Source organism: Paenibacillus sp. GSMTC-2017 (genome assembly GCF_016019935.1).
Lineage (GTDB): Bacteria > Bacillota > Bacilli > Paenibacillales > Paenibacillaceae > Pristimantibacillus.
Genome location: NZ_JAECMT010000003.1, coordinates 832,321 through 855,000, shown reverse-complemented (window position 1 = coordinate 855,000; position 22,680 = coordinate 832,321). Strand labels below are relative to the sequence as shown.

20 protein-coding genes (1 of these 20 only partly in view) are annotated in these 22,680 nt (G+C 40.2%); 6 read left to right on the top strand and 14 right to left on the bottom strand.

The window, feature by feature from the left end:
* From I6N90_RS15900 to I6N90_RS15890, 3 genes are all read right to left on the bottom strand, one after another.
* Positions 1-658 carry the 5' portion of an S-layer homology domain-containing protein gene (locus tag I6N90_RS15900; RefSeq protein ID WP_232243057.1) on the bottom strand. 404 nt of this gene lie to the left of the window's left edge, so only the first 658 of its 1,062 coding nucleotides appear in the window; it begins with the start codon at positions 656-658; the stop codon falls past the left edge of the window.
* A 100-nt stretch (positions 659-758) separates the two neighbouring features.
* On the bottom strand, positions 759-2,603 hold the full coding sequence (locus tag I6N90_RS15895) for an ABC transporter ATP-binding protein (protein WP_197936568.1): 1,845 nt from the start codon (positions 2,601-2,603) through the stop codon (positions 759-761).
* On the bottom strand, positions 2,596-4,326 hold the full coding sequence (locus I6N90_RS15890) for an ABC transporter ATP-binding protein (RefSeq protein ID WP_197936567.1): 1,731 nt from the start codon (positions 4,324-4,326) through the stop codon (positions 2,596-2,598). Before I6N90_RS15890 ends, I6N90_RS15895 begins: the two co-directional genes overlap by 8 nt.
* Positions 4,327-4,512: 186 nt before the next feature.
* Here I6N90_RS15890 and I6N90_RS15885 point away from each other — a divergent pair, with 186 nt between their 5' ends.
* Positions 4,513-5,427 (top strand): GGDEF domain-containing protein, encoded by a 915-nt coding sequence (locus tag I6N90_RS15885; RefSeq protein WP_197936566.1) that lies wholly within the window; start codon positions 4,513-4,515, stop codon positions 5,425-5,427.
* A 3-nt stretch (positions 5,428-5,430) separates the two neighbouring features.
* On the opposite strand, the gene I6N90_RS15880 is transcribed toward I6N90_RS15885, so the two are convergent.
* A complete protein-coding gene (locus tag I6N90_RS15880) occupies positions 5,431-6,501 on the bottom strand; it encodes an ATP-binding protein (RefSeq protein WP_232243018.1) in 1,071 nt (356 codons plus the stop codon).
* 400 nt (positions 6,502-6,901) lie between these two features.
* Between I6N90_RS15880 and I6N90_RS15875 the strand changes: the two genes are divergently transcribed.
* Both I6N90_RS15875 and I6N90_RS15870 read left to right on the top strand, forming a co-directional pair.
* Positions 6,902-8,353 carry a SpoVR family protein gene (locus I6N90_RS15875; RefSeq protein ID WP_197936564.1) on the top strand — a complete coding sequence of 484 codons (1,452 nt, stop codon included), beginning with the start codon at positions 6,902-6,904 and terminating at the stop codon, positions 8,351-8,353.
* 117 nt (positions 8,354-8,470) lie between these two features.
* Positions 8,471-8,947, top strand: a complete 477-nt coding sequence (locus I6N90_RS15870; protein ID WP_197936563.1) for a WGxxGxxG-CTERM domain-containing protein — start codon at positions 8,471-8,473, stop codon at positions 8,945-8,947.
* Between the two features lie 81 nt (positions 8,948-9,028).
* On the opposite strand, the gene I6N90_RS15865 is transcribed toward I6N90_RS15870, so the two are convergent.
* From I6N90_RS15865 to I6N90_RS15855, 3 genes are all read right to left on the bottom strand, one after another.
* Positions 9,029-9,574 (bottom strand): YhcN/YlaJ family sporulation lipoprotein, encoded by a 546-nt coding sequence (locus I6N90_RS15865; RefSeq protein WP_197936562.1) that lies wholly within the window; start codon positions 9,572-9,574, stop codon positions 9,029-9,031.
* Between the two features lie 77 nt (positions 9,575-9,651).
* Positions 9,652-10,656 carry a globin-coupled sensor protein gene (locus tag I6N90_RS15860; protein ID WP_197936561.1) on the bottom strand — a complete coding sequence of 335 codons (1,005 nt, stop codon included), beginning with the start codon at positions 10,654-10,656 and terminating at the stop codon, positions 9,652-9,654.
* 144 nt (positions 10,657-10,800) lie between these two features.
* A complete protein-coding gene (locus tag I6N90_RS15855) occupies positions 10,801-12,696 on the bottom strand; it encodes a PrkA family serine protein kinase (RefSeq protein ID WP_197936560.1) in 1,896 nt (631 codons plus the stop codon).
* Positions 12,697-12,941: 245 nt separating this feature from the next.
* Here I6N90_RS15855 and I6N90_RS15850 point away from each other — a divergent pair, with 245 nt between their 5' ends.
* Positions 12,942-13,667, top strand: coding sequence for a DUF2161 family putative PD-(D/E)XK-type phosphodiesterase (locus tag I6N90_RS15850; protein ID WP_197936559.1), 726 nt, complete (start codon positions 12,942-12,944; stop codon positions 13,665-13,667).
* On the opposite strand, the gene I6N90_RS15845 is transcribed toward I6N90_RS15850, so the two are convergent.
* The 3 genes from I6N90_RS15845 to trmL form a co-directional block, all read right to left on the bottom strand.
* Positions 13,651-14,847 carry an aminotransferase-like domain-containing protein gene (locus I6N90_RS15845; RefSeq protein WP_197936558.1) on the bottom strand — a complete coding sequence of 399 codons (1,197 nt, stop codon included), beginning with the start codon at positions 14,845-14,847 and terminating at the stop codon, positions 13,651-13,653. The genes I6N90_RS15850 and I6N90_RS15845 overlap by 17 nt on opposite strands.
* 390 nt (positions 14,848-15,237) lie before the next feature.
* Positions 15,238-15,486 (bottom strand): AbrB/MazE/SpoVT family DNA-binding domain-containing protein, encoded by a 249-nt coding sequence (locus I6N90_RS15840; RefSeq protein WP_197936557.1) that lies wholly within the window; start codon positions 15,484-15,486, stop codon positions 15,238-15,240.
* A 118-nt stretch (positions 15,487-15,604) separates the two neighbouring features.
* Complete coding sequence (trmL, locus tag I6N90_RS15835; RefSeq protein ID WP_197936556.1) at positions 15,605-16,069, bottom strand: tRNA (uridine(34)/cytosine(34)/5-carboxymethylaminomethyluridine(34)-2'-O)-methyltransferase TrmL; 465 nt, start codon at positions 16,067-16,069, stop codon at positions 15,605-15,607.
* A 117-nt stretch (positions 16,070-16,186) separates the two neighbouring features.
* Between trmL and I6N90_RS15830 the strand changes: the two genes are divergently transcribed.
* Positions 16,187-16,903 (top strand): response regulator transcription factor, encoded by a 717-nt coding sequence (locus tag I6N90_RS15830; protein WP_197936555.1) that lies wholly within the window; start codon positions 16,187-16,189, stop codon positions 16,901-16,903.
* 62 nt (positions 16,904-16,965) lie between these two features.
* Here I6N90_RS15830 and serC read toward each other — a convergent pair whose 3' ends face one another.
* From serC to aroF, 3 genes are all read right to left on the bottom strand, one after another.
* Complete coding sequence (serC, locus tag I6N90_RS15825) at positions 16,966-18,051, bottom strand: 3-phosphoserine/phosphohydroxythreonine transaminase (RefSeq protein ID WP_197936554.1); 1,086 nt, start codon at positions 18,049-18,051, stop codon at positions 16,966-16,968.
* Positions 18,052-18,254: 203 nt separating this feature from the next.
* Positions 18,255-19,679: a type I glutamate--ammonia ligase gene (gene glnA / locus I6N90_RS15820; RefSeq protein ID WP_197936553.1), complete on the bottom strand. Its 1,425-nt coding sequence runs from the start codon at positions 19,677-19,679 to the stop codon at positions 18,255-18,257.
* A 245-nt stretch (positions 19,680-19,924) separates the two neighbouring features.
* Entirely contained in the window at positions 19,925-20,989 is a 1,065-nt protein-coding gene (gene aroF, locus I6N90_RS15815) for a 3-deoxy-7-phosphoheptulonate synthase (RefSeq protein WP_197936552.1), read from the bottom strand.
* Positions 20,990-21,447: 458 nt separating this feature from the next.
* Between aroF and I6N90_RS24830 the strand changes: the two genes are divergently transcribed.
* Positions 21,448-21,624, top strand: a complete 177-nt coding sequence (locus I6N90_RS24830) for a hypothetical protein (protein WP_232243017.1) — start codon at positions 21,448-21,450, stop codon at positions 21,622-21,624.
* 60 nt (positions 21,625-21,684) lie between these two features.
* Here the strand turns inward: I6N90_RS24830 and I6N90_RS15810 are convergent, their stop codons facing one another.
* Complete coding sequence (locus tag I6N90_RS15810) at positions 21,685-22,659, bottom strand: 4-hydroxy-3-methylbut-2-enyl diphosphate reductase (protein ID WP_197936551.1); 975 nt, start codon at positions 22,657-22,659, stop codon at positions 21,685-21,687.
* Positions 22,660-22,680: the final 21 nt, after the last annotated feature.

Here is a 22,680-nt window from a genome sequence, read left to right as displayed (position 1 = left end):
TTGGCAAGTTACCTCTCTGTAAATCTAAAGCGCGTTGCAACATGACAACAGCCTCAGCACGTTTTGCATTCGCAAATGGTCTGTATTCATCTTCCGTTACCCCATTTACAATCCCCGCTTCAAATGCTTTAGCGATTGATTCCATAGCGTAATAATCAGGAACGTCGTTAAAGTACAATTCACCTAACTCTTGTTCGAAAGAAACAGATTTTTCGAATGCCCTTACGACCATAGTTGCAATATCGCCTCTATTAATGCGTTTATTAGGATCAAATTTAGATTCACTTACACCATTCACTACTCCAAGAGAGCTAGCAATTTGAATGGGCTCATAATACCATTTGTCTTTGCTCACATCTGTAAACGTTTTGCCCGTTTCTTCGCTCTTAAGTGCTAATGCACGAACAAGCAATGCTACAAACTCAGCTCTAGTAATACTTTGATCTGGCTTCACAGTTACTGTGCCTTCAAAGTCCTTATACCCTTTAAGCAAGTCCGCATTCACGAAATTATCAAGTTCGTCGTACGCCCAATGTTCTTCGATGTCTATCGGAAAGTACATATCCAGTTCAGTATACTCTGCCGCGTAAGTAGTTGTAGCTAGTGCAGGAAACACAAGTGTAACAGCGAGTGCAAACGGGATAAACATAGAAATCATTTTTTTCAATGTGATGTTCCTCTCTTAAACCAAAATTATGTCCTTGAGAAGAATATCAGAATATAGTGTCTCAATCTAGCGGTAAATAAAGGAGTGTCGCTTATTCATACCTAACGAACTGACGTTTTACTAACCTATTAAAATATCCATTACGATGGACAAGTTCGCTATGCGAGCCCCGCTCCACTACAGCACCATCTTGTAAAACAATAATTTGATGGGCTTGCTCGATCGTGTTTAGACGATGAGCAATGACGAAACTAGTTCGCCCTTTCATTAAACGCTGTAATGCTTCTTGAATTTTCATTTCCGTTATCGTATCAATACTGCTCGTTGCTTCATCAAGAACAAGTATTGATGGATTGGCAAGAATAGCACGAGCTATCGCAATTAATTGCTTTTGACCTTGACTGATTCCTGAACCATCCAGCTTCAATTTGGCATCATAACTACCTTTCATCCTCATAATAAAAGAATGAGCATTCGCTTCAATAGCAGCTGCCTCTACTTCTTGGTCTGTCGCTTCAAGTCTGCCATAACGGATATTCTCCCGAATTGTACCTTCGAACAATAATGGGTCTTGAAGAACAAATGCCATATGACTTCTTAAACTTTCTCGCTGTATCTCATTAATATTTCGATCGTCTATCCGAATTTGACCAGAGTTAGGTTCGTAAAATCTACAAAGCATTGCAAGTAATGTTGTTTTCCCTGCGCCTGTTGGACCAACAAACGCGACGGTCTCACCTTGTGATGCTGTGAAGGTAACATTACTTATAGCAGCATTTCCTGAATCATAGGCAAACGAAACATTTTGAAATTCTACTTTGCCCTCTACACGTTTTAGACGAACTGCATTTTCTTCATCTGCACCTTCTATTTCCTCATCCAAAATTTGAAATACGCGCTCAGCACCTGCAATAGCAGATAACATCGTATTCCATTGATTAGCGAGGTCATTTAACGGCCTTGTGAACTGTCTAGAAAACTCCGCAAAAATGACGATAACTCCTATTGTAATGGATGAACCATTCAATATAAGTAATGCACCAATTCCTGCAATTAGAGCGAAGCTTAAGTTATTAAGACCATTCATTAGTTTTGGGATAAATCCTGAAATCGTCTGAGCCCAAAACCCAGAGGCATGGATACGTTCATTTCGTAATTTAAATTTATGAATAACCGTTTGTTCTTGAGAAAAAGCTTTTACGATTCGTTGTCCTGATAACGTCTCTTCCACAAAACCGTTCATATCACCAAGATTCCGTTGTTGCGACTTAAACAAACGACTTGTCTTATTTGTAATCCAATTCATCCCGATTATCATTAAAGGCACGATCATAAAAGTTATTACCGTTAACATCGGACTAAGCGATAACATGACACTTACAATTCCTGTTAATAGAAGAACACTTGAAAACAGTTGAATAAATGCGCTATTGAGTGACGAACTTACATTTTCGATGTCATTCGTCATGCGACTCATTAGTTCGCCATGCTGACGTTTCCCGAAAAAGGGAATAGGCAACTTGTGCAGATGGCTGAATAAATCCATTCTCATTCGCTTAACTGTTCCTTGAGATATCCCTATCATCCATATGTTCTGTAGCCATAATGTAAAAGCATGAAGTATGTAGACGACCGCCATCACGATTAGAAAGGGTATGAAGCCACTATTATGCTTAGAAATATAGTGATCAATAGCAGTACCTGCCAAATAAGGACCTAATAACGAAAATATTGTGCTTAAAATGATCAATACTATGACAACAACGAGTTTTAAACGATACTCCATTAAATAAAGCCATAATCGTTTCAGTGTTGTTGCTGCGTCTTTTACCTTAGGTTTTTGCTTAGCTGTATCTTTGCTAATAACCTTATTTGAGACATCTTCCATTTGAATCATTCGTGGATATCGAAATGGCTCCTTCAGCTTGTCAAACATACGATACACCTACCCTACCATGTTGAGACTTGTATATTTTCATATAGAGTGGGCAACTGTTCATCAACTGCTGATGTGTACCAGAAGCAAGCAACTTGCCATCATCAATTAGCAATATGTTATCTGCATTTACGGTTGAGCTTATCTTTTGTGTAACAAGAAACGTTGTACATTGCATTTCTTTTAGAGATTCCAGCAGTGCACTTTCCGTGTGAACGTCTAATGCACTTGTACAATCATCTAACAACAAAATAGAAGGTTTACGCACTAATGCTCTCGCTATCGTCAACCTTTGTTTTTGACCACCAGAGAGGTTAATCCCTTTTTGACCAATAATTGAGTCGTACTGCAGGGGCAACTTCATTATCGTTTCGTGAATTTGTGCGAGCCGTGCAGCATCCATAATTTCTTCTAAACTAGCTTCGTCTTTTCCCCATCGAATATTTTCCGCTACTGTTCCCGTAAACAACAAGACTTCTTGCGGAACATATCCGATTCCTTGCCGCAATCGTTCGAGTTTCATTAGTCGATTATCTATATCATCTATAAGTAAAGTTCCTTCATCAACATCATAGAAACGAGGAATGAGCTGTAACAATGTAGACTTTCCAGATCCTGTTGACCCCATAATCGCGATTGTCTGAGCGGGCGCTGCTTGAAACGATATATTTTCCAAAATTACATTGTCTGTATTAGGATAACGGAAAGATACGTTGCAAAACTCCACTTTTCCAGTCTCTTGATTTATATTCTCATCATCTTCAGTGATATCTTTCAAATCATCTTCTATTAAAATAACTTCCTCAATACGCTGCGCCGAAGCTTTCGCTTTAGAAAAACTAACAACGAGCATCGACATTAAAGATAACGCACCTGCTGTTCTCGTCATATAATTAACAATGGCTACAATCTCTCCGACAGTAGCTACACCTGCATCTAGATGAATACGACCGAACCAAAGGACAGCTATAATGCTAACATTCAAAACGAGTAAGACTACTGGCATCGTTAGCTCCGTCAACTTCATTGCGGTCATAGCCCTATTCATAAGTTCTCCGCTTGCAGTTCCGAAGCGACCCGTCTCATGTTGAATACGAACGAACACACGGATAAGGCGCATGCCGATTAAATTTTGTTGCATAATACCATTCACTTGATCCAACTGTTTTTGTATATCTCGGAAAAGCACTTCACCCCGCTTCAATGCCCACCCTAGAAATAACGCCAAAAAAGGAATTGTAAGAGCAAACCATATTGCTAAAGCTGGATTAACGATAAAAGCCATAACGATACTACCAATGACATATAGAGGTGCACGAAGCATAATTCGTAATCCCATGAATACTGTGTTTTGCAATTGCATAACATCATTCGTTAGTCTAGTAATTAAAGAAGCTTCTGGAAATCGGATAAAACTTGTATAAGAAAAAGTCTGAACTTTCTCAAATAGCTTCTCCCTTAAATCAAAACCAAAGCTCTGGCTAACATGAGCAGCATAAAAGGAACTGAGTATTCCAATGCCAAATACAACTATGGAGCACGCTACCAACACTCCTCCCCAAAGAAGGACAACATTTATTTGATTTTGTAGTATGCCATTATCAATAATTTTCGCAATGATAAAGGGTTGCAACAATTCAAGTGTAAGTTCAATTAACATAAGTAAGATTGCAGTTGCAGCGGCAATACGATATCGTTTAAGATATGAAAACACTGTGCGCATATGATTACCTCCTATGCAAATCATAAATAGAATGTAGGGATACTATTACTATTTTATAGGGATAAATTCCTACTTTTACCTTAAAAGTGTTGAGTAACGAATATAATTAGCATACTATTGAACTATATCTGATAACAATATCGAAATGTAGTCCTATTCTCTCACTATATCGCAGGAGTTGAGAACATGAGCAGCCTTGCACGCTCAATTGAAGATGCAGCCAAGCAGTTCGCTAACACCTTGAAACACATGGTTGAAGTAAACACAATCTGTATCTCGTTGTACGACCAATCAATGATTAATCGCGTAATTTACGCCTATAATAGAAATGAAAATGTAGTCACAACCGGAATGATAATGCCAACTCTACAAACGTCTGTAACGATAGAACCGCAACATGTAACCTCTATTATCGACATACCGAACATCATGGAAGATGAGCGTACAGCAACTTCTGAACTAACTAAATGTTGTAAAGCCAGTTCACTTAAAAGCATTACGATATATAAGCCAGAAAGTTATGTACCTATCGGCTCCTTTAATCTCATTCATTCATCGCCCTTTCAATTATCCCAAGCTCAGCAAGAGATGTTAACATCGATGTCTTCGTTACTTGGTTATATGATTGAATTAGAAAAAGCGAGCGTAACCGATAGTTTAACTGGATTATATAACAGAAGATATTTAACACATCTTTGCAACAGCGGCTCGGACAAGCTGTACAGCGTCCTATTTATCGATATTGACGATTTTAAAGAAGTCAACGATCAATTCGGCCATGATACAGGTGATGCTCTATTATTGGAGATTGCGGGGAGACTAAAACAAAATGTCCGCAAATCCGACGTACTCATTCGTTATGGTGGGGATGAATTTCTAATCTGTTTCCAACATCTCGCCCAGGATCAAGATATGAAATTTGTATCGGATAAGATTGAACATTCTCTACGGGAGCCCTACACCATTAATGGGCAATCCATTAACATTTATGCTAGCGTAGGAATTAGCTCTAAGCAAGGCGGTGGCTCTACTCTACGGGAGCTCATATCGGACGCAGATCAATCTATGTACACAGTCAAAAATAACGAAAAGAACCAATGACGCTTATGCGTTCAAAGGTTCTTCTTTTATTTCTGGAGATTGTAGTTGTTCCAGATGTATTTCACAAATCGTACCTTGGTTTAACTTACTGCGAAATAATATTTTTCCATCCATCGCTTTAACTAAATTCATAACTACCATGAGACCTAACCCAGTACCACTTTCTTTTGTCGTAAAATACGGCTTTCCAATCCGTTTCAGTTGCTCACTGCTCATCCCTATTCCGGTATCTCTAATAAGAATTTGGACTTGGTTTTCTACAATCTGAGTATGAATCGTAAGCAGACCGCCATCCGTCATCGATTCGATTGCATTTTTCATAATATTTAGTAAGCACTGTTGGAATTGCTTCGACTCTGCTTTAATGAATGGCTCTTCTTCTGACATATGGTGTGTAACAATTAATATGTTCATCTGAACGGAATATGGCTGTAGCCATTGAACAATACTCTCAATTTCTTGTTTAACATCTAGTCGCTTTGCAATCTCAATGTTTGGCTTGGAAAAATTCAAATACTCTGTAATGATAATATTGGCATGATCCAATCCTTCTAAAGCATACTTTCGATATCGCTCAAAATTTTCTTTAGAAAGCTTGTCTACATTCATCAATTGGAGAAATCCTCTTGCAGTCGTAAGTGGATTTCTAATCTCATGTGAAATAGAGGCAGCCAGTTGCCCAACTGATTGATTTTTTTCGGATAAAATAAGTTCACGCCTAAGACGTACCTGATTTTTTGCAAATAGGTAAAGGAACGGTATTAGGACCGACGTCAGCAGTGTCATCGCTACAAGAAATACTAATTCCTGAAATGGGAGTGTCACTTTATAATACAATCTGGATATCGTGATAAATACTACTAAATAAATAGATACAGATAGAACAGAAAATAATGCTATTCGTACAAACGATTCCCACTTCAATCTCTTCAATATGAACGTGCCTGATACAACTAATACGCTACTACTTATAATCAAACCAATAGGCTCTGTCTCCAAAAGAAAAACACCGCAAATAAAGAGCAAAATGGTTGCCAATATACTAGGAAAGTTTCCTTTTATAAATAAAGTCATTAATAAAAATAACGGTGTAAGTACTATCGAAAAAAATAACGAATCCACATCTTCAGTTAGTATGTATATATACATCAGGCCGGAGCCTATCCCCATATATACTATTTGTCTTACATGTTGCTTAAATCTAAATTTGGATGTGAGTACTAAATAAATTAGGCATGCCGCTGCTATAAATAACCAAACGTGAATCAGAGGGGCCCATAATGATTCAATCACATACGCCAATCCCTTCATGCATAATTCAAAAGATGCACTTCCATATTACTACTAAATTACATATTCGACATTTATCGTATTATCCCTTCTATATTATCTAGTTTCTGTTTGCCCTCATATCTCTACCGTGTTAAACATACATATGGTATGAAACGGATTTACCTATACGGAGGGATGATTGATGAAGCAAGATGATATGCGCAAGCTTGAGCGGGCCATTGATGAGATAACTGAAATTGCGCAAGGATTTGGTCTAGACTTCTACCAAATGCGCTATGAGATATGTCCTGCTGACATCATCTATACGTTCGGTGCATACGGTATGCCGACTCGGTTTAGCCACTGGAGCTTCGGAAAAACATTTAATAAGATGAAGATGCAATATGATTTTGGCCTGAGCAAAATTTATGAACTCGTCATCAACTCTAATCCATGTTATGCCTTTCTTCTGGAAGGTAACTCTCTCATCCAAAATAAATTAATTGTTGCGCATGTACTGGCACATTGTGATTTCTTCAAAAACAACGCTCGATTCGGCGTTTCTAACCGCAACATGGTGGAGAGTATGTCTGCCACCGCTGACCGGATTCACCAATACGAGATGCAATATGGCAGAGAAGCTGTGGAAAAGTTTATAGATGCCATCCTTGCTATTCAAGAACATGTTGACCCGACTCTTATTAAACCTTACCAACTCGATAAGAAGCGGTATATCGAAATGAACCAAAAACAAAATAAAGGCTCCTCAGGGCAATTGCCGAACACCAGCTTTGAAGACTTGTGGGATCTTGATTTAGAAGCTGTAGCAAAAGCCACAGCACTTACAGATGCACAGGAGTTAGAGGCGAAACGGTTTCCTCCAAAACCAGAAAAGGACATCATTTGGTTTATCGAGGAGTACTCTCCTATTTTGGAAGATTGGCAACGCGATATATTAACGATGCTGCGTGATGAAATGTTGTACTTCTGGCCGCAGATCGAGACGAAAATTATGAACGAAGGCTGGGCTTCCTACTGGCATCAACGCATCTTGCGTGAAATGGATCTGACAAGCGACGAAACAATTGAGTTCGCCAAACTTAACTCATCTGTAGTCGTTCCTTCTCGGAACAGCCTCAATCCTTATTATCTTGGTCTAAAGATCTTTGAAGATATTGAGCGCAGGTGGGATAATCCAACAAAGGAAGAACAAGAGCGATATCATCGTGTGCCAGGTAAAGGTAAGGAGAAAATTTTTGAAGTTAGAGAATATGACTCGGACATCTCGTTCCTTCGTAATTATTTAACTAAGGAGCTCGTAGATGAACTCGATCTTTACATCTTTGAGAAAAAGGGCCCTGAGTGGAAAATAACGGACAAATCATGGGAGAAAATTCGTGATCAGTTGGTTTATTCCAAGGTTAATGGAGGTTTCCCAAGCTTGTTCGTCAAAGATGGCGACTTCAATCAAGTTGGAGAGCTATATTTGATTCATCAATTTGAAGGTACAGAGCTTGATCTCAAGTACGTGGAGCGTACACTACCTTATGTTGTCCAGTTGTGGGGGAAAAACGTTCATCTTGAAACGGTGGTTGAAGATAAACGAATCATCTTCAGCTGTGACGGGAAAAAAACGAGCCGAAAGTTCGTGTAATACCTAGCAAAAAAACTTACCATCCTTCTGTGGATTACAGGTTTGCATATGGTGGAGCGATTTAGACAAACATAAGCCCGAAACCAAAACCAACGCAGAGAGGGATGTTCGCACAACATGAAAAAAGCAGGATTATTAACTATTATTATGGCATGTTTCACATTCGTATTTGCAATGCCAGCCGCTAATGCTACGGAGTATAGTGCCGTGGATCCGAATGCCAAAGTCAATGTGACAACGAATGGAACGAACAACACTCTTACACAGGACATCAACCGTGGTTACAACAATTTGAAATATGATGTCAATCGTGCCACTAATCGGGTCGAAACCGACATTAATCGTGGAGTAACGAATACTGAAACAAATTTGAATCGTGTAACTACGCCTACGGATTATGGCAATCGCACGTATGGTGTACGTGATTACGATGCATACAATACGAATACACATCGAACAAAAGCTTTGAACAATGGACATTACCGAACGACTGCAACTACAAAAGCAACTAGAGGATTTAGCTGGGGCTGGCTTGGTTTACTTGGATTATTCGGCCTAGCTGGTATGAGAAGTCGCGATCGCGATCGTGCTTAATTTGGCATCAACTTAGCTCCATATAACAAGAAACCTTCAGTGACGACTGAGATAGTCGAAACTGAAGGTTTCTTTCTTAAATTAAGGTTTCGTCTGTGAGTAAGCAATAGCCTTGGCTATAGCAGAAATGTCTTGATCAAACAGTTGAGTGTTGTAGCCATTTTCCGCTCTTTCATTGACAGCAATGATTTTCTTATGCAATTCTTCATCCGAAGTAACATAATACTTATACTCTGGATATTGCCATTGTAGCGCAGAATAAACTTGCTTCTCAATAATTTTACGCTTACCAATGTTATCAATTCCAATTCCTACTAAAACATCAGTGCTGTTCATGACTACGTCAGCATGCTCTACTCCTGGAACTTGCACAACAATACGTGCAAGCTGATTACGGTTAATCCGTCCTACTTCATCGTAATTTTTACTGCTTAAATGCAGTTTATGTTTGTCATTTGGAGTTGTCTTATTAGCGACATGAGGCATTTGACTTGGCGTAGCAAATCCGTTAGGTTTGACTGTACCTCGTTCATTGTGATTAGTTTGACCGGACGTACAACCGCTAGCTGTAGCTAATATTCCTCCTAACAACAAAGCGGACATAACCGTTTTTACATGAATTTTCATACTCAAACACCTCCGTATATGCTTTTAACATTTACAGAGGCCGTATAAATATACATCGTAGCTACATTCAACTACGTTTACGACTTATTTAACTCTTGCAGATCCTTCGTAACCTTGTCCACCATTTGCACAAATGATGCGAGTTCTTGCGAACGAGCTGCTTGGTTTCTAGCTTCAATAGATGTTTGCTCAGATTCTTGTCGAACTTCACGGAGCTTCTTCTCAATCTCTGACAACTTCGTTTGAATACCTTCGAGTGCATGACGTGATGATGATGCTAGTTTACGCACTTCATTTGCTACAACTTCAAAACCGCGTCCATGTTCTCCAGCTCTAGCTGCTTCAATAGCTGCATTTAAGCCAAGCAAATGCGTTTGATCTGACAACCCACGTATAAGACTTCCCATCTCTTGAATTCCGTCTACCTCTTTACGGAGCTCTCCTAACAATGTATGTGTTTTATCTTGGGAATGAGATGTAGATAGTGCAGTCGCTGCGATTACTTGAGCACCTTCATCCAGCTCCACCATTAGGGAAGCAAGTTCCGCAACAGCATTCGTTACTGTAAACAACATACTGGATCGTGAATCAGCCAGCTCTTGTATACGAAATTGTTCATGCTGATTGTACGCTTCCAGTACATATTGCGAATCTAAGTTAAACATCTTAGTTAGTGCAAATACAACAGCATGCCATTGATCCGGAACTACTCTTCTGAGCACATCCGTTGCGATATCTAAATAAGTCATATATGTGCCTAGATACCAGTCCGTCGTTAATCCGATTCGTGAATGCACCGCACCAATACGAATTCTATTTTCGATAAAGGATTGGTCAATTACGCCTTCTGCAAGTGACATCCAATAAACTCTTTGTGTTTCCTTTAATCTTTCCACATTACTTACTTTAGCGATTAATGCAACGAGCTCTGGTTGTTCCTGAATTTTGTCATAAAACCGTTCTACAACCTCATCTACTATTTTTTGAAAAACAGGTCTGAGCTCTCTCAGAAATTTCAAATCCTGCTCTCCAATCCCGGTATATTCCAGCTGTTTGCGTCGATCTGCAGATACATTAATCAATAGAATACGACTCCTTCTGCGATATGATTTATGATATGTATACTATTATATCGACATTATACTAGAGTCAGACAACCCTTTCACTTTATTTCCTTCTCAAATGAAAAAGCCTTCACCCAATATAAGGCGAAGGCTAAATTCAAACTATCTATTAAGCAAGCTTCCTACGTACCTTAACAGTTCATTTGCACACACCGGGCAGTATAGATGTTCATCTATAAGTCGCTTTGTTACTTCATTAATACGTTTCAATTGGCTTTCGTCTGGCGTTTTTGTTGACGTCGTTATTTTAACAATATCTTTCAAATCCGCAAACAGCTTTTTCTCTACTGCTTCCCGTAAACGTTCATGACTAGTGAAATCAAACTTTTTACCTTTACGTGAATAAGAGGAAATTCGGATCAAAATTTCTTCACGGAACGCTTTTTTAGCATTTTCCGATACGCCAATCTGTTCCTCGATAGAACGCATAAGCCTTTCATCCGGGTCCATTTCCTCACCGGTCAAAGGATCTTTGATCTTTGCCCAGTTACAATAGGATTCAATATTATCTAAGTAATTTTCAAATAAAGTACGTGCAGATTCCTCAAAGGAATAAACAAACGCCTTTTGGATTTCTTTTTTGGCTAATCCATCATACTCTTTACGTGCAATCGAAATAAAATTCAAATAACGCTCGCGCTCATCCTTCGTAATGGATGGATGCTGATCCAAACCATCTTTAAGTGCTCTAAGCACATCCAGCGCGTTTATACATTGCATATCCTGCTTAATGAGCGCGCTAGAAATACGGTTGATGACATAACGAGGATCAATGCCTGACATACCTTCTTCTACATACTCATTCTGCATTTCTTTTAAGTCGGCTTCCTTAAACCCTTCGACCTCTTGGCCGTCATATAGACGCATCTTCTTAACTAGATCCATCCCTTGTTTTTTCGTTTCCTTCAGCCTTGTTAATATCGAGAAGATCGCTGCTGCTTTAAGAGCATGTGGAGCAATATGGATATGGCGCATATCACTATGTGAAATCAACTTAGCATATATTTTCTCTTCCTCAGAAACCTTTAAATTGTAGGGGATCGGCATAACGATCATTCTCGACTGGAGCGCTTCATTCTTTTTGTTGCTAATAAATGACTTATATTCTGATTCATTGGTATGAGCGATTATAAGTTCATCGGCGCTAATTAGGGCAAATCTTCCCGCTTTAAAATTCCCTTCTTGCGTCAATGAGAGCAAATTCCATAAAAACTTCTCATCACACTTTAGCATCTCCTGAAACTCCATTAAACCCCGATTCGCCTTGTTTAATTCTCCATCAAATCGGTATGCCCGTGGATCGGATTCTGATCCAAATTCAGTAATGGTTGAAAAGTCGATACTACCCGTCAGATCAGCTATGTCTTGTGATTTCGGATCAGAAGGACTAAAGGTACCGATACCTACACGGTTATCCTCAGATATGAATACCCTCTCAACCAGCACATTTTCGATATTTGCACCATATTCGCTTTGCAGCCTCATTTGACAAGACGGACATAAATTCCCTTCAATTCGAACGCCTAATTCTTTTTCAATCTCAGGTCTTAGCTCATGTGGAATGAGATGTAGAGGATCTTCGTGCATTGGGCAGCCTTTAATCGCATAAACTGCCCCTCGCTCTGTTCTCGAAAATCGCTCGAGACCTTTCTTAAGCATTGTAACTATCGTTGATTTCCCTCCACTGACAGGTCCCATCAACAACAAAATACGTTTGCGAACGTCAAGCCGCCTAGCTGCGGAATGGAAATACTCCTCCACTAACTTCTCTACTGCACGATCCAAACCAAAAATTTCTTGCTCAAAAAACTTATACGATTTGTACCCACCAACATCCTCGACCCCATACGATTCAATCATTTCATAAACGCGTGCATGCGCGGTCATGGCTGGGGAGGGATCCTTCCTCAGATGCTCCGTATACTCCTTGAAAGTCCCAGTCCACGCCAGCCTTTCACTCTCCGCTTGATATTCTGATAATCGTTTGAAAATGTCCATGCCGTGCCTCCTCCCATCGGTTCCATTCTCTGCTATTCTTTCTCCGCTCGGGATTAATTCCAATCATTGACCACGTGGCCCAACTTTTTTTGAAGTATTACATACCTATGCTTATTCCACTAGGAAATTGACCACTATTTTATTCTGTCATCCGTTAAATATCGACATAGCCCTGTTTTCCTTTGGTATAATGAGGGCAACAAAATTGACTTTGGTGTTTTTATTGCGGGAAGGAGCAGGCGAAAGTGGCTATAAAACTTGAGGAAGAACTGTATAGCCCGATCAAACGTTATTATGAAGAACGAGGCTATATCGTAAAAAGTGAAGTGATGCACTGTGATATGGTCGCCCTTCATCCGAATCATACGGATACTGTTATTATTGAAATGAAAAAGACGTTCACTTTAGCCTTGCTGCTACAAGGCATTGTACGTCTTCGCTTAAATAGCAATGTAGTACTTGCAGTTGAACGCAATCGAAAAAAGAGTGGTGCTCATAATCAACGTTTTGGCGATTTAACTGAGCTTTGCCGCATGCTTGGACTGGGACTTATGACCGTTACCTTTTATAAAACGAAAGCACCGTTCATTGAATGGTTATGTGAACCGGGTGATCCTCCGCAAAGAGGAATACGACATCGAAAACGTGAACGGTTACTAACCGAGTTCAAGGAGCGTAGCGGCGATTACAACGTCGGGGGAAGTACGGGCAGGAAATTGGTCACTGCTTATAGAGAAAAGGCGTTACGCTGCGCTTATGCGCTTCAGAAGAAGGGGCCTTCTGCTCCGCGAGAAGTCGCGTTGCTTACTGGATATAGTAAAAGCGGGAACATGCTTCGGAATAATGAATATGGGTGGTTTCACAAGATAGAACGCGGCAAATACGCCCTGCTTCCGCAGGGCGCTGAGGCACTTATTCAATATAAAGAAGTTCTGTCAGATTGGATCACTCAGACTAACTTCGAACAGTAAATTCACCAATTGCTTCAACTAGGCGGGCGATACCATGAACGGTACGTTCGCCTTTATTATGTGTATAGTTAAGACGTAACGTATTACGCACTGGATCACCTGCAAAGAAGGAGCTACCTGGTACAAATGCAACACCTTTTTGAACGGCACATCGCAATAAAGCTTCAGCATCGAGCCCATCAGGCAGTTCCACCCAAATAAACATGCCGCCCTTTGGCATAACCCAATTCAAATCTGGCAATGCTTCCTTCTTAAGAAGGCCATGCATCTCCAGCATTCGATCACCGTATTCTTTTGAAATTAAGGCGATATGGGCATCTAGATCGAAGTGATTCAGCAACTGGCTTAATATTTGTTGATCCATCGTGCTTGAATGCAAATCGGCAGCTTGTTTCGCTTTAGCCACCATTCGAATAACTCGACTGTCACCAATTGCCCATCCTGTGCGGAGCGCTGGTGCTACCGTTTTGGAAAATGTGCTTGTATATAAGACAGAACTATCTTTAGCGCCACCTTCTAGTGAGAATAGCGTTGGGAAATGATCTTCTGCACTAAATTTAATATCTCCATATGGATCATCTTCAATAATGAGCATTTCATTTTGTTTACAAAGTGCAAGCATCTTCTCTCGACGTTCCATACTCCATACTCGTCCTGTTGGATTACCAAATGTCGGCACCGCGTATAGAAGTTTCGGCTTGTGCTGCTTAATAAGCTGTTCTGCTGATTCAGGTATAATACCATTCTCATCACTTTCAGCAGCTACGACATTCAGGCCATGAAGAGCAAATACTTGTAGGCTCGCTAGATAAGTCGGTCTTTCCACCAATATTGTATCTCCTGGCTCGGTCAATACTCCAATTAACAAATCAATGGCTTGTTGCGAACCAGTAGTTAAAATCATTTCCTCCGGTGTAACCTTCATACCTTTGGCAGCCATTCTACCGCATAACTGTTCTCTAAGCGGAAGATAACCTTCCGTAAGTCCATATTGCAGCGCACTTGAACCAGCAAGTAATACACGATCTGCTGCCTCACGGAGCGCTTGTACAGGAAATAACTCTTCTGCAGGAAGCCCTCCAGCGAATGAAATCATATCTTTACCTTGCGTTAGTTTCAAGATATCCCTTACTGCAGATGATTTAAGTTGTGACACTCTGGATGAAAAACGATATTCCATTATTGCGCTCCCCCTTAAGGATAGTGTGTTTCTTACTTACACCTAAGGCTACTAACCTCAGGTTGTCTTTCCTTACTCATATCCTCTATGTTAACAATGTGTTCACAACTTTTAAAGTTTTCTTTTTTGTAATGGTTGGTTATAATATAACTAGCTAATTGGAGGTGTGAAGAGAATGAATTTTTTGATTGTGATGACCGTCTTCATTTTGTTTATAGTCGCAATTCTCACCAGTTCCTATAACGATGACAAATCTAAAGGGCTTTAATTCCTTACCCACTATTTGCACAAAAACAAATGAAGCTTCCGGACTAAGCATAGCTTAAGTTCTGGAAGCTTCATTTCATTTTCTTTAGGCCATTTGATTAATCATGTGGCCAGATACTAAGACTAGCGCTTCAAGTATCCCATTTCTTCCATGCATTCTCCGCAAACGTAACGTTCTTTGAAATCACGCACTTCGTTCATAGAACCACAAAACACGCATTTAGGACGATATCTCTCAAGAATGATATGATCGCCTTGAACGAAAATTTCAACGGGGTCGCCCTCGTTCATTAAATATCGTTTACGCAATGATTTTGGAAGCACAATACGTCCAAGCTGGTCTACTTTCCTTACAACACCTGCTGGTTTCATCAGTTTCACCTCTTTTATGTCTAGTCTGTTAGCAGTTAGAGAAACCTTTGCAATAATACACTTTCGACATATATCGACTAATTCCTTCTCACTGAATTAAATTCCAATATTCACACAATTAGCGCAATCCAGGGTATTCTATTTGCCTTAATGCTTCATACACAACAATTGCTGCGGAATTTGACAAATTCAATGATCGAACACTGTCTGTCATCGGCATACGAATGCAAGTATCGAGATTGTCTTCAATAAGTTGTTGCGGTAGACCTTTTGTTTCTTTTCCAAATACAAAAAAATCTCCGTCCCTATAGTGGAAATCCGAATATAGTTTCGTCGCCCTCGTACTCGCGAAATGAAACCGTCCCTCCGGATACTTTTGCACGACCTCATCAAAAGAATCATGATAATGAACATGAACAGAATGCCAATAATCAAGTCCAGCCCGCTTCAATGTACGGTCATCCGTATCGAAACCAAGTGGCCTAACTAGATGTAGATGCGTTCCCGTTGCCGCGCACGTTCTAGCAATATTGCCTGTGTTTGCCGGAATTTCCGGCTCGACTAAGACGATATGAAATGCCATGCCTCTATACCCACCTCAAACACTATAATTTTACATTCGCTTTACGTACCGTTAATCTTTTGCGAACTGTCTACCATCATACTATACAATATAGTAGGTGGCAAAGGAGCTGAACTTATGCAAAAGAAGATTTTGATTGTCGATGACGAACCTTCCATTTCTTTATTAATCGAATTTCATTTAAAACGCGCTGGTTATGAGGTGAAATGCATAGGTAATGGTGAAGCTGTCTTCGATATGTTGCAGCCTTTCCGCCCTGATTTGATCGTCCTAGATCTTATGCTTGGCAAAATGGATGGCCTCCAAGTTTGTCGAAAGTTACGTGAACAAAATAACGCTGTCCCTGTCATCATGCTGAGCGCATTACAAGATGTAACAGACAAAATCGCAGGACTAGATAATGGCGCAGATGATTATATGACAAAGCCGTTTAGCCCACATGAGCTTATATCGCGTATTCAAGCTCTATTTAGACGACTAAAATCAATACCAGGATCAATAACCGAAATATCCTTCACTATTAATGGGCTTCATGTTGATGTCGAACAACGACAAGTTTTTCTTGACGATAGGCCAGTAGAGCTGACACCAAAAGAATTCGAATTGCTCTTATTCCTTTGTAGACATAAAGGAAAAGTGTTAAGCCGTCAACAATTGCTACATGGTGTTTGGGACTATCATTTCCTCGGAGATACTAGAATTGTAGATGTACACATTAGTCATCTTCGGGACAAGCTCGAAATTAATGCACGGTCACCCGAATATATTAAAACCGTACGAAACGTTGGGTACAAAATGTACTGTCCACATTTAAACTCACTTTCGTTTGGATAATCGATATAAAAAATACCGCTCAGTCATCGAATAATCGATGATCGAGCGGTATTTTAATAGGATTAACCGTTTTTCTTTTGGAACTGTGTCATAAATTGTGCAAGTGCTTGGCAGCTCTCAAGTGTAACTGCATTATAAGTGGAAGCACGTAATCCGCCTACATCACGGTGTCCCTTAAGTCCAACAAATCCTTGTGCTTCTGATTCTTTAATAAATTGTTTTTCCAACTCTTCATTACCTAAGCGGAACGTTATATTCATCAATGAACGGCTATCTACTTGTGCACAACCTTGATAGAAACCTCCGCTTCCATCAATTGCATCATAGATAAGTTTCGTTTTGTCACGATTGAACTGTTCTAGCTGAGCGATGCCGCCTTTTTCTTTAATCCATTTCAGCGTAAGGCTTACCATGTAAACCGCAAAAGATGGCGGTGTATTGTATAGTGAATTACTCTTTGTGTGTGTATCATAACGTAACATTGTAGGAATCGACTTCGGACTGTCTTTTGCCAAATCATCACGAATAATGACGACAGTTACACCCGATGGTCCTAGATTTTTTTGTGCTCCTGCATAAATGACTCCAAACTTGCTTACATCTACAGGACGACTTAAGATGTCACTCGACATATCTACGATAAGTGGAATTTCTCCCGTATTCGGAAACTCATGAAACTGAGTTCCGCCGATCGTTTCGTTCGACGTTAGATGAAGGTAAGATGCGTTAGAAGGCACTACAATTTCCGACAAGCTTGGCGTACGCATAAAGTTGTCAGACGCTGAAGAAGCAGCAATAACCGTCTCTCCGACTAATTTCGCTTCTTTAATCGCTTTGTCCGCCCATGCACCTGTATGAACATATGCTGCTGGCTGTCCTGCACGTAATAGATTCATTGGTAACATAGCAAATTGAGTACTTGCTCCACCTTGAAGGAAAAGAACGTGATAGTTATCTGGGATGCTATACAACTCGCGTAAAAGTGACTGCGCTTCGTTATTAACTTGTTCGTACAATGCACTTCTGTGAGACATCTCCATGATCGACATGCCTGCGCCCTGAAAATCAACGAATTGCTCCTGAGCTTTCTGCAATACTTCGAGCGGTATAGCTGCTGGTCCTGCATTAAAGTTATATGCACGTGTCATTTATACGTCTCCACCCTTCTTCTATTAATAGGATATCGCTATAATAGCAATTTTGAACGTCTGCATCAAGTAGAATTCGTATAATATTGGAAAAAAGTCGAACATAATTACGTTAGACTTCATCAATTATTCGGATTTTCGTCATTAAATAGATAAAAGAAACGAGCCCAGAAGGACTCGTTTCAATTTTTACACGATTGGGATTAGCAACCGAAGTATAGTGCGAACTCGTGCGGGTGAATACGGATTGCAACAGCTTTTGCTTCAGAACGTTTAAGTGCAACATAGTTATCGATGAAGTCTTGAGTAAATACGCCGCTTTCTGTAAGGAAGCCGGAATCTGCTTCAAGAGCGTCAAGCGCTTCATCAAGAGATCCAGGAACGCTGCGAATTTCTTTTTTCTCTTCTTCTGGAAGGTCGTAGATGTTTTTGTCGAATGGGCCATATCCTAGTGCTACAGGATCAAGACCTTTCTTAATACCATCAAGACCAGCTAGCAACATTGCTGCGAATGCTAGGTAAGGGTTAGCTGTGGAATCCGGAGTACGGAATTCGATACGACAACCTTTTGGCGTAACAGCAGCGATTGGAATACGTACCGCAGCAGAACGGTTACCTTTAGAGAATACCAAGTTAACAGGTGCTTCATAGCCAGGAACGAGACGTTTGAAGGAGTTTGTACTTGGGTTAGTGATCGCGATCAAAGCTGGAGCATGGTATAGAACACCAGCGATGTAGCTCATAGCCATCTTGCTTAGGTTAGCGTACTCCTTGTTATCGTAGAACAATGGAGTGTCGCCATCAAAGATGGAAGTATGAACGTGCATACCGCTTCCGTTGTCGCCGAACAATGGTTTTGGCATAAATGTTGCTACTTTGCCCCATTGACGAGCTGTGTTATGGATAATGTATTTATATTTCAAAAGGTTATCAGCTGTTTTTGTAAGTGTATCGAAACGGAAGTTGATTTCAGCAGCACCAGCAGTAGAAACTTCATGGTGATGACGCTCTACGCGCAAACCGGATTCTTGCATCAAACGAACCATTTCACTACGGATATCTTGTTGTGTATCGAATGGAGCTACTGGAACATAGCCGCCTTTTACAGGAATCTTGAAGCCTAGGTTTCCGCCTTCTTCTTTACGGTTGGAGTTCCAAGCCGCTTCCTCGGAGTCAACTGAGTAGGAAGAAGAGTGCATCGTGCTTTCATAACGAACATCGTCGAAAATGAAGAACTCGGATTCAGGTGCGAAAAACGCTGTAGTTCCGATACCAGTTGTTTGTAGGTACTCTTCAGCTCTTTGAGCGATGCTACGTGGATCGCGGTCATAACGCTCGCCGTCTGGTGTATGGATGTTGCTCATAATGTTCAATGTTGGATGACTTGTAAAAGGATCAATAAATACGGATTCTGGATCTGGCATCATTACCATATCGGATTCTTCGATACCGCGGAAGCCAGGGATTGAGGAGCCGTCGAAAGCTACGCCGTTCACGAAAGTATCAGCATCTACCTCCGAAGCAGGCAACGTGATGTGATGAGCACCTCCGGAAAGATCTACAAAACGGAAATCTACGAACTGAATGTTTTTTTCTTTGATTTGCTCTAATACTTTTTGAACTGACATCTAAACTTCCTCCATTTCCGAACATTTATTAGTGTTTGAGTATTTAATGTTCATTAAATCTCTCTTAACCTTGTCGTTATTATAAATCTACTTTTAAACCCCCGTCAATAGCCATGTCAGGTATTTTTTGAAGTCATGTCAGGTAAACTCACAACTATCATCTTCCATTAAAAATGACAGCGTTTTCGCGGATAGTCATAGAAAACCCGCCTCCCTACAAAGGAAGACGGGTTGATGAAACGACGTTAAACGATTTTCCATTCTTTAAATGCATCTGCTGGCGCTTTCTCCGTGTTAAACTCCTTGCCAACAATCGGAGCTAGAAGCGCTAAATCTTTCAGTAAGGCTGCGAACTGATCTGGGAACAACGATTGAACGCCGTCTCCTGTCATCGAATTGTCCGGATCTGTATGCATCTCAACAATTAGTCCGTTCGCACCAGCTGCTACAGAAGCTTTACACATCGGCTCAACCAGTTCACGACGTCCTGTCCCGTGGCTAGGGTCAGAAATAACAGGTAGATGGCTAAGTGACTGCAATACTGGAATTGCCGTTAAATCGAGCGTATTTCTTGTGTACGTCTCAAACGTTCTTATGCCACGCTCACAGAGCATAACGTTTGGATTACCGCCTGCCAAAATGTATTCAGCAGCATTCAAAAACTCATCATAAGTTGAACTGAATCCTCTTTTAAGTAAAACAGGAGTTTGAATGGTACCTAACTTACGTAGCAAATCAAAGTTTTGCATATTACGAGTTCCAACCTGCAATATATCGGCGTATTCAGCACACACATCCACATATTCAGGAGTCATAACTTCAGTTATTGTGAGAAGTCCATGTTTCTTGCCCGCTTCGGCCATCATCGCTAGTCCCTCTACACCGACACCTTGGAAGCTGTATGGTCCCGTTCTAGGCTTAAATGCACCTCCGCGCAGCACTTGACCGCCCGCTGCCTTTACAAGTCTTGCGATCTCATCAATTTGCTCTGCATTTTCTACGGCACAAGGTCCACCCATTACAACTAAGTTACTTCCACCGATTTTAACTCCTTTAATATCGATGATCGTATCGTCAGGATGGAAATCACGACTTGCTAATTTGTATGATTTCGAAATTTTAATCACATTGTCAACACCTTTCATTTGGCGCAAATGTTCCGCAAGTGTAGGCTCAGCCTTCCCAATTATTCCGATTACAGTTCGATCTGTACCTATCGATACATGCGCTTGCAAACCTGCATTTTCAATCTGTGCTACTATTTCCCCAATTCGGCCCTCTTCAATGTTTGATTTTGTTATTACGATCATCGTAATCGCTCCTCTATATTTGTTTTATCATCATCTTCTTTTGCAAGTTTAATGCTATTATCCAAAATTTACTTTCGCACTTTTAAGCTTTTTGGCTTTTAAGCTTCTACGCTTTTAATTACTAAAGTAAATATAACTAAATTTATAGCCGTAGTCAATACCTTAACGGGTTCTGTACTTTCTTTGTCACATATTTGGAATACTCTCTCTCCAGCGGATCTTATAGAGATGACCAGTATTGTGTAGGTGCTCAGAATGATACGGAAAACAAACGAGTGCTAGAGATCATCAGGAGGATACAAATAAATAAGTACATTTTTACACTTAGAATCTCCAAAAATCTGACTATCCACGGTTATAGATGTATTTTTACACCTAAATTACAAATTCATCTTTCAACCTTTGAAAAAGGACGTATATATACTTTTAATTTCGCTTAGTTCACAATTAAAGTAGACATGAAAACTTTAGGCATTCAACAATCAATTATAATTTGTACTTATTTTATAATTAGTATTGCTAGAGCCATGAAATTGATGTTAGAAATGCCCAATGATTTAATTGTTGTTTCAGAAAGTCTCCATTTTGGTTTTGTTTTAAGTGAGGACGAATTATGTTCAATAAAAATAAAATAAAAAAGGGCGAAATGCCCTAAGTAGATTAATCTACTTAGGGCATTTCGCCTTCTGTTAGCTTTATGGTGTTACTGGTGCTTCCTTGCTCTCAACCGTTTTTACACGAATGTTCGGAAGCAATTTATTCATATTGACTGTTCTAACAATTTCCCATGTAGAAGGATCACGATAATCATATTGTTCCAAATACGTAATAACCTCTTTTGTTAGCGGAGTTGGCGTAGATGCACCCGAAGTGACGGCTACTCGATCAATCCCTTGAAGCCATTCCTGATTAATCTCACTAACATCTGAGATACGATATGCTTTCACACCAGCAATTTCCTCCGAAACTTGCGCTAGACGATTAGAGTTATTACTACGCGGATCACCTACTACTATACAAAGCTGTGCCGTTCCCGCTTGATCTGCAACTGCTTCTTGGCGAACTTGTGTCGCCAAACAAATCTCATTGTGCACTTCGGCATGAGGAAACTTTTCAACTAGCTTATTAATAATAATACGAATATCCCATTGGGACATCGTCGTTTGATTTGTAATGATTATTTTACCTTCAGGTACTTGAAGATGTTCAATTTCCTCTTCTGTCTCGATAAGATGTACAAAGTCAGGTGCAACTCCAATTGCACCTTCTGGCTCTGGATGACCCTTTTTACCGATATAAATGATATGGTAGCCCGCTTCCGTTTTCTCGCGAATCAGATCATGTGTCTTCGTTACATCAGGACAAGTAGCATCTACAACGGACAGCCCCTTATCCCTTGCTATCTGACGTACTTCTGGAGACACACCATGAGCGGTGAATATAACCGTTCCTTCGTTAATCTGTTCCATAATTTCAAGTCGGTTAGCACCATCTAACGTAATAACTCCTTCTTTCTCGAAGGCGTCTGTTACATGAGCATTATGAACAATCATACCGAGAATATAAATAGGTCTTGGAAGCTCCAAGTTTTTAGCTGTTTGCAGCGCAAGCACCATCGCATCGACAACGCCATAGCAATAGCCTCGCGGCGAAATTTTCACTATTTCCATCTCTTGCACCTGCTTTCTGAC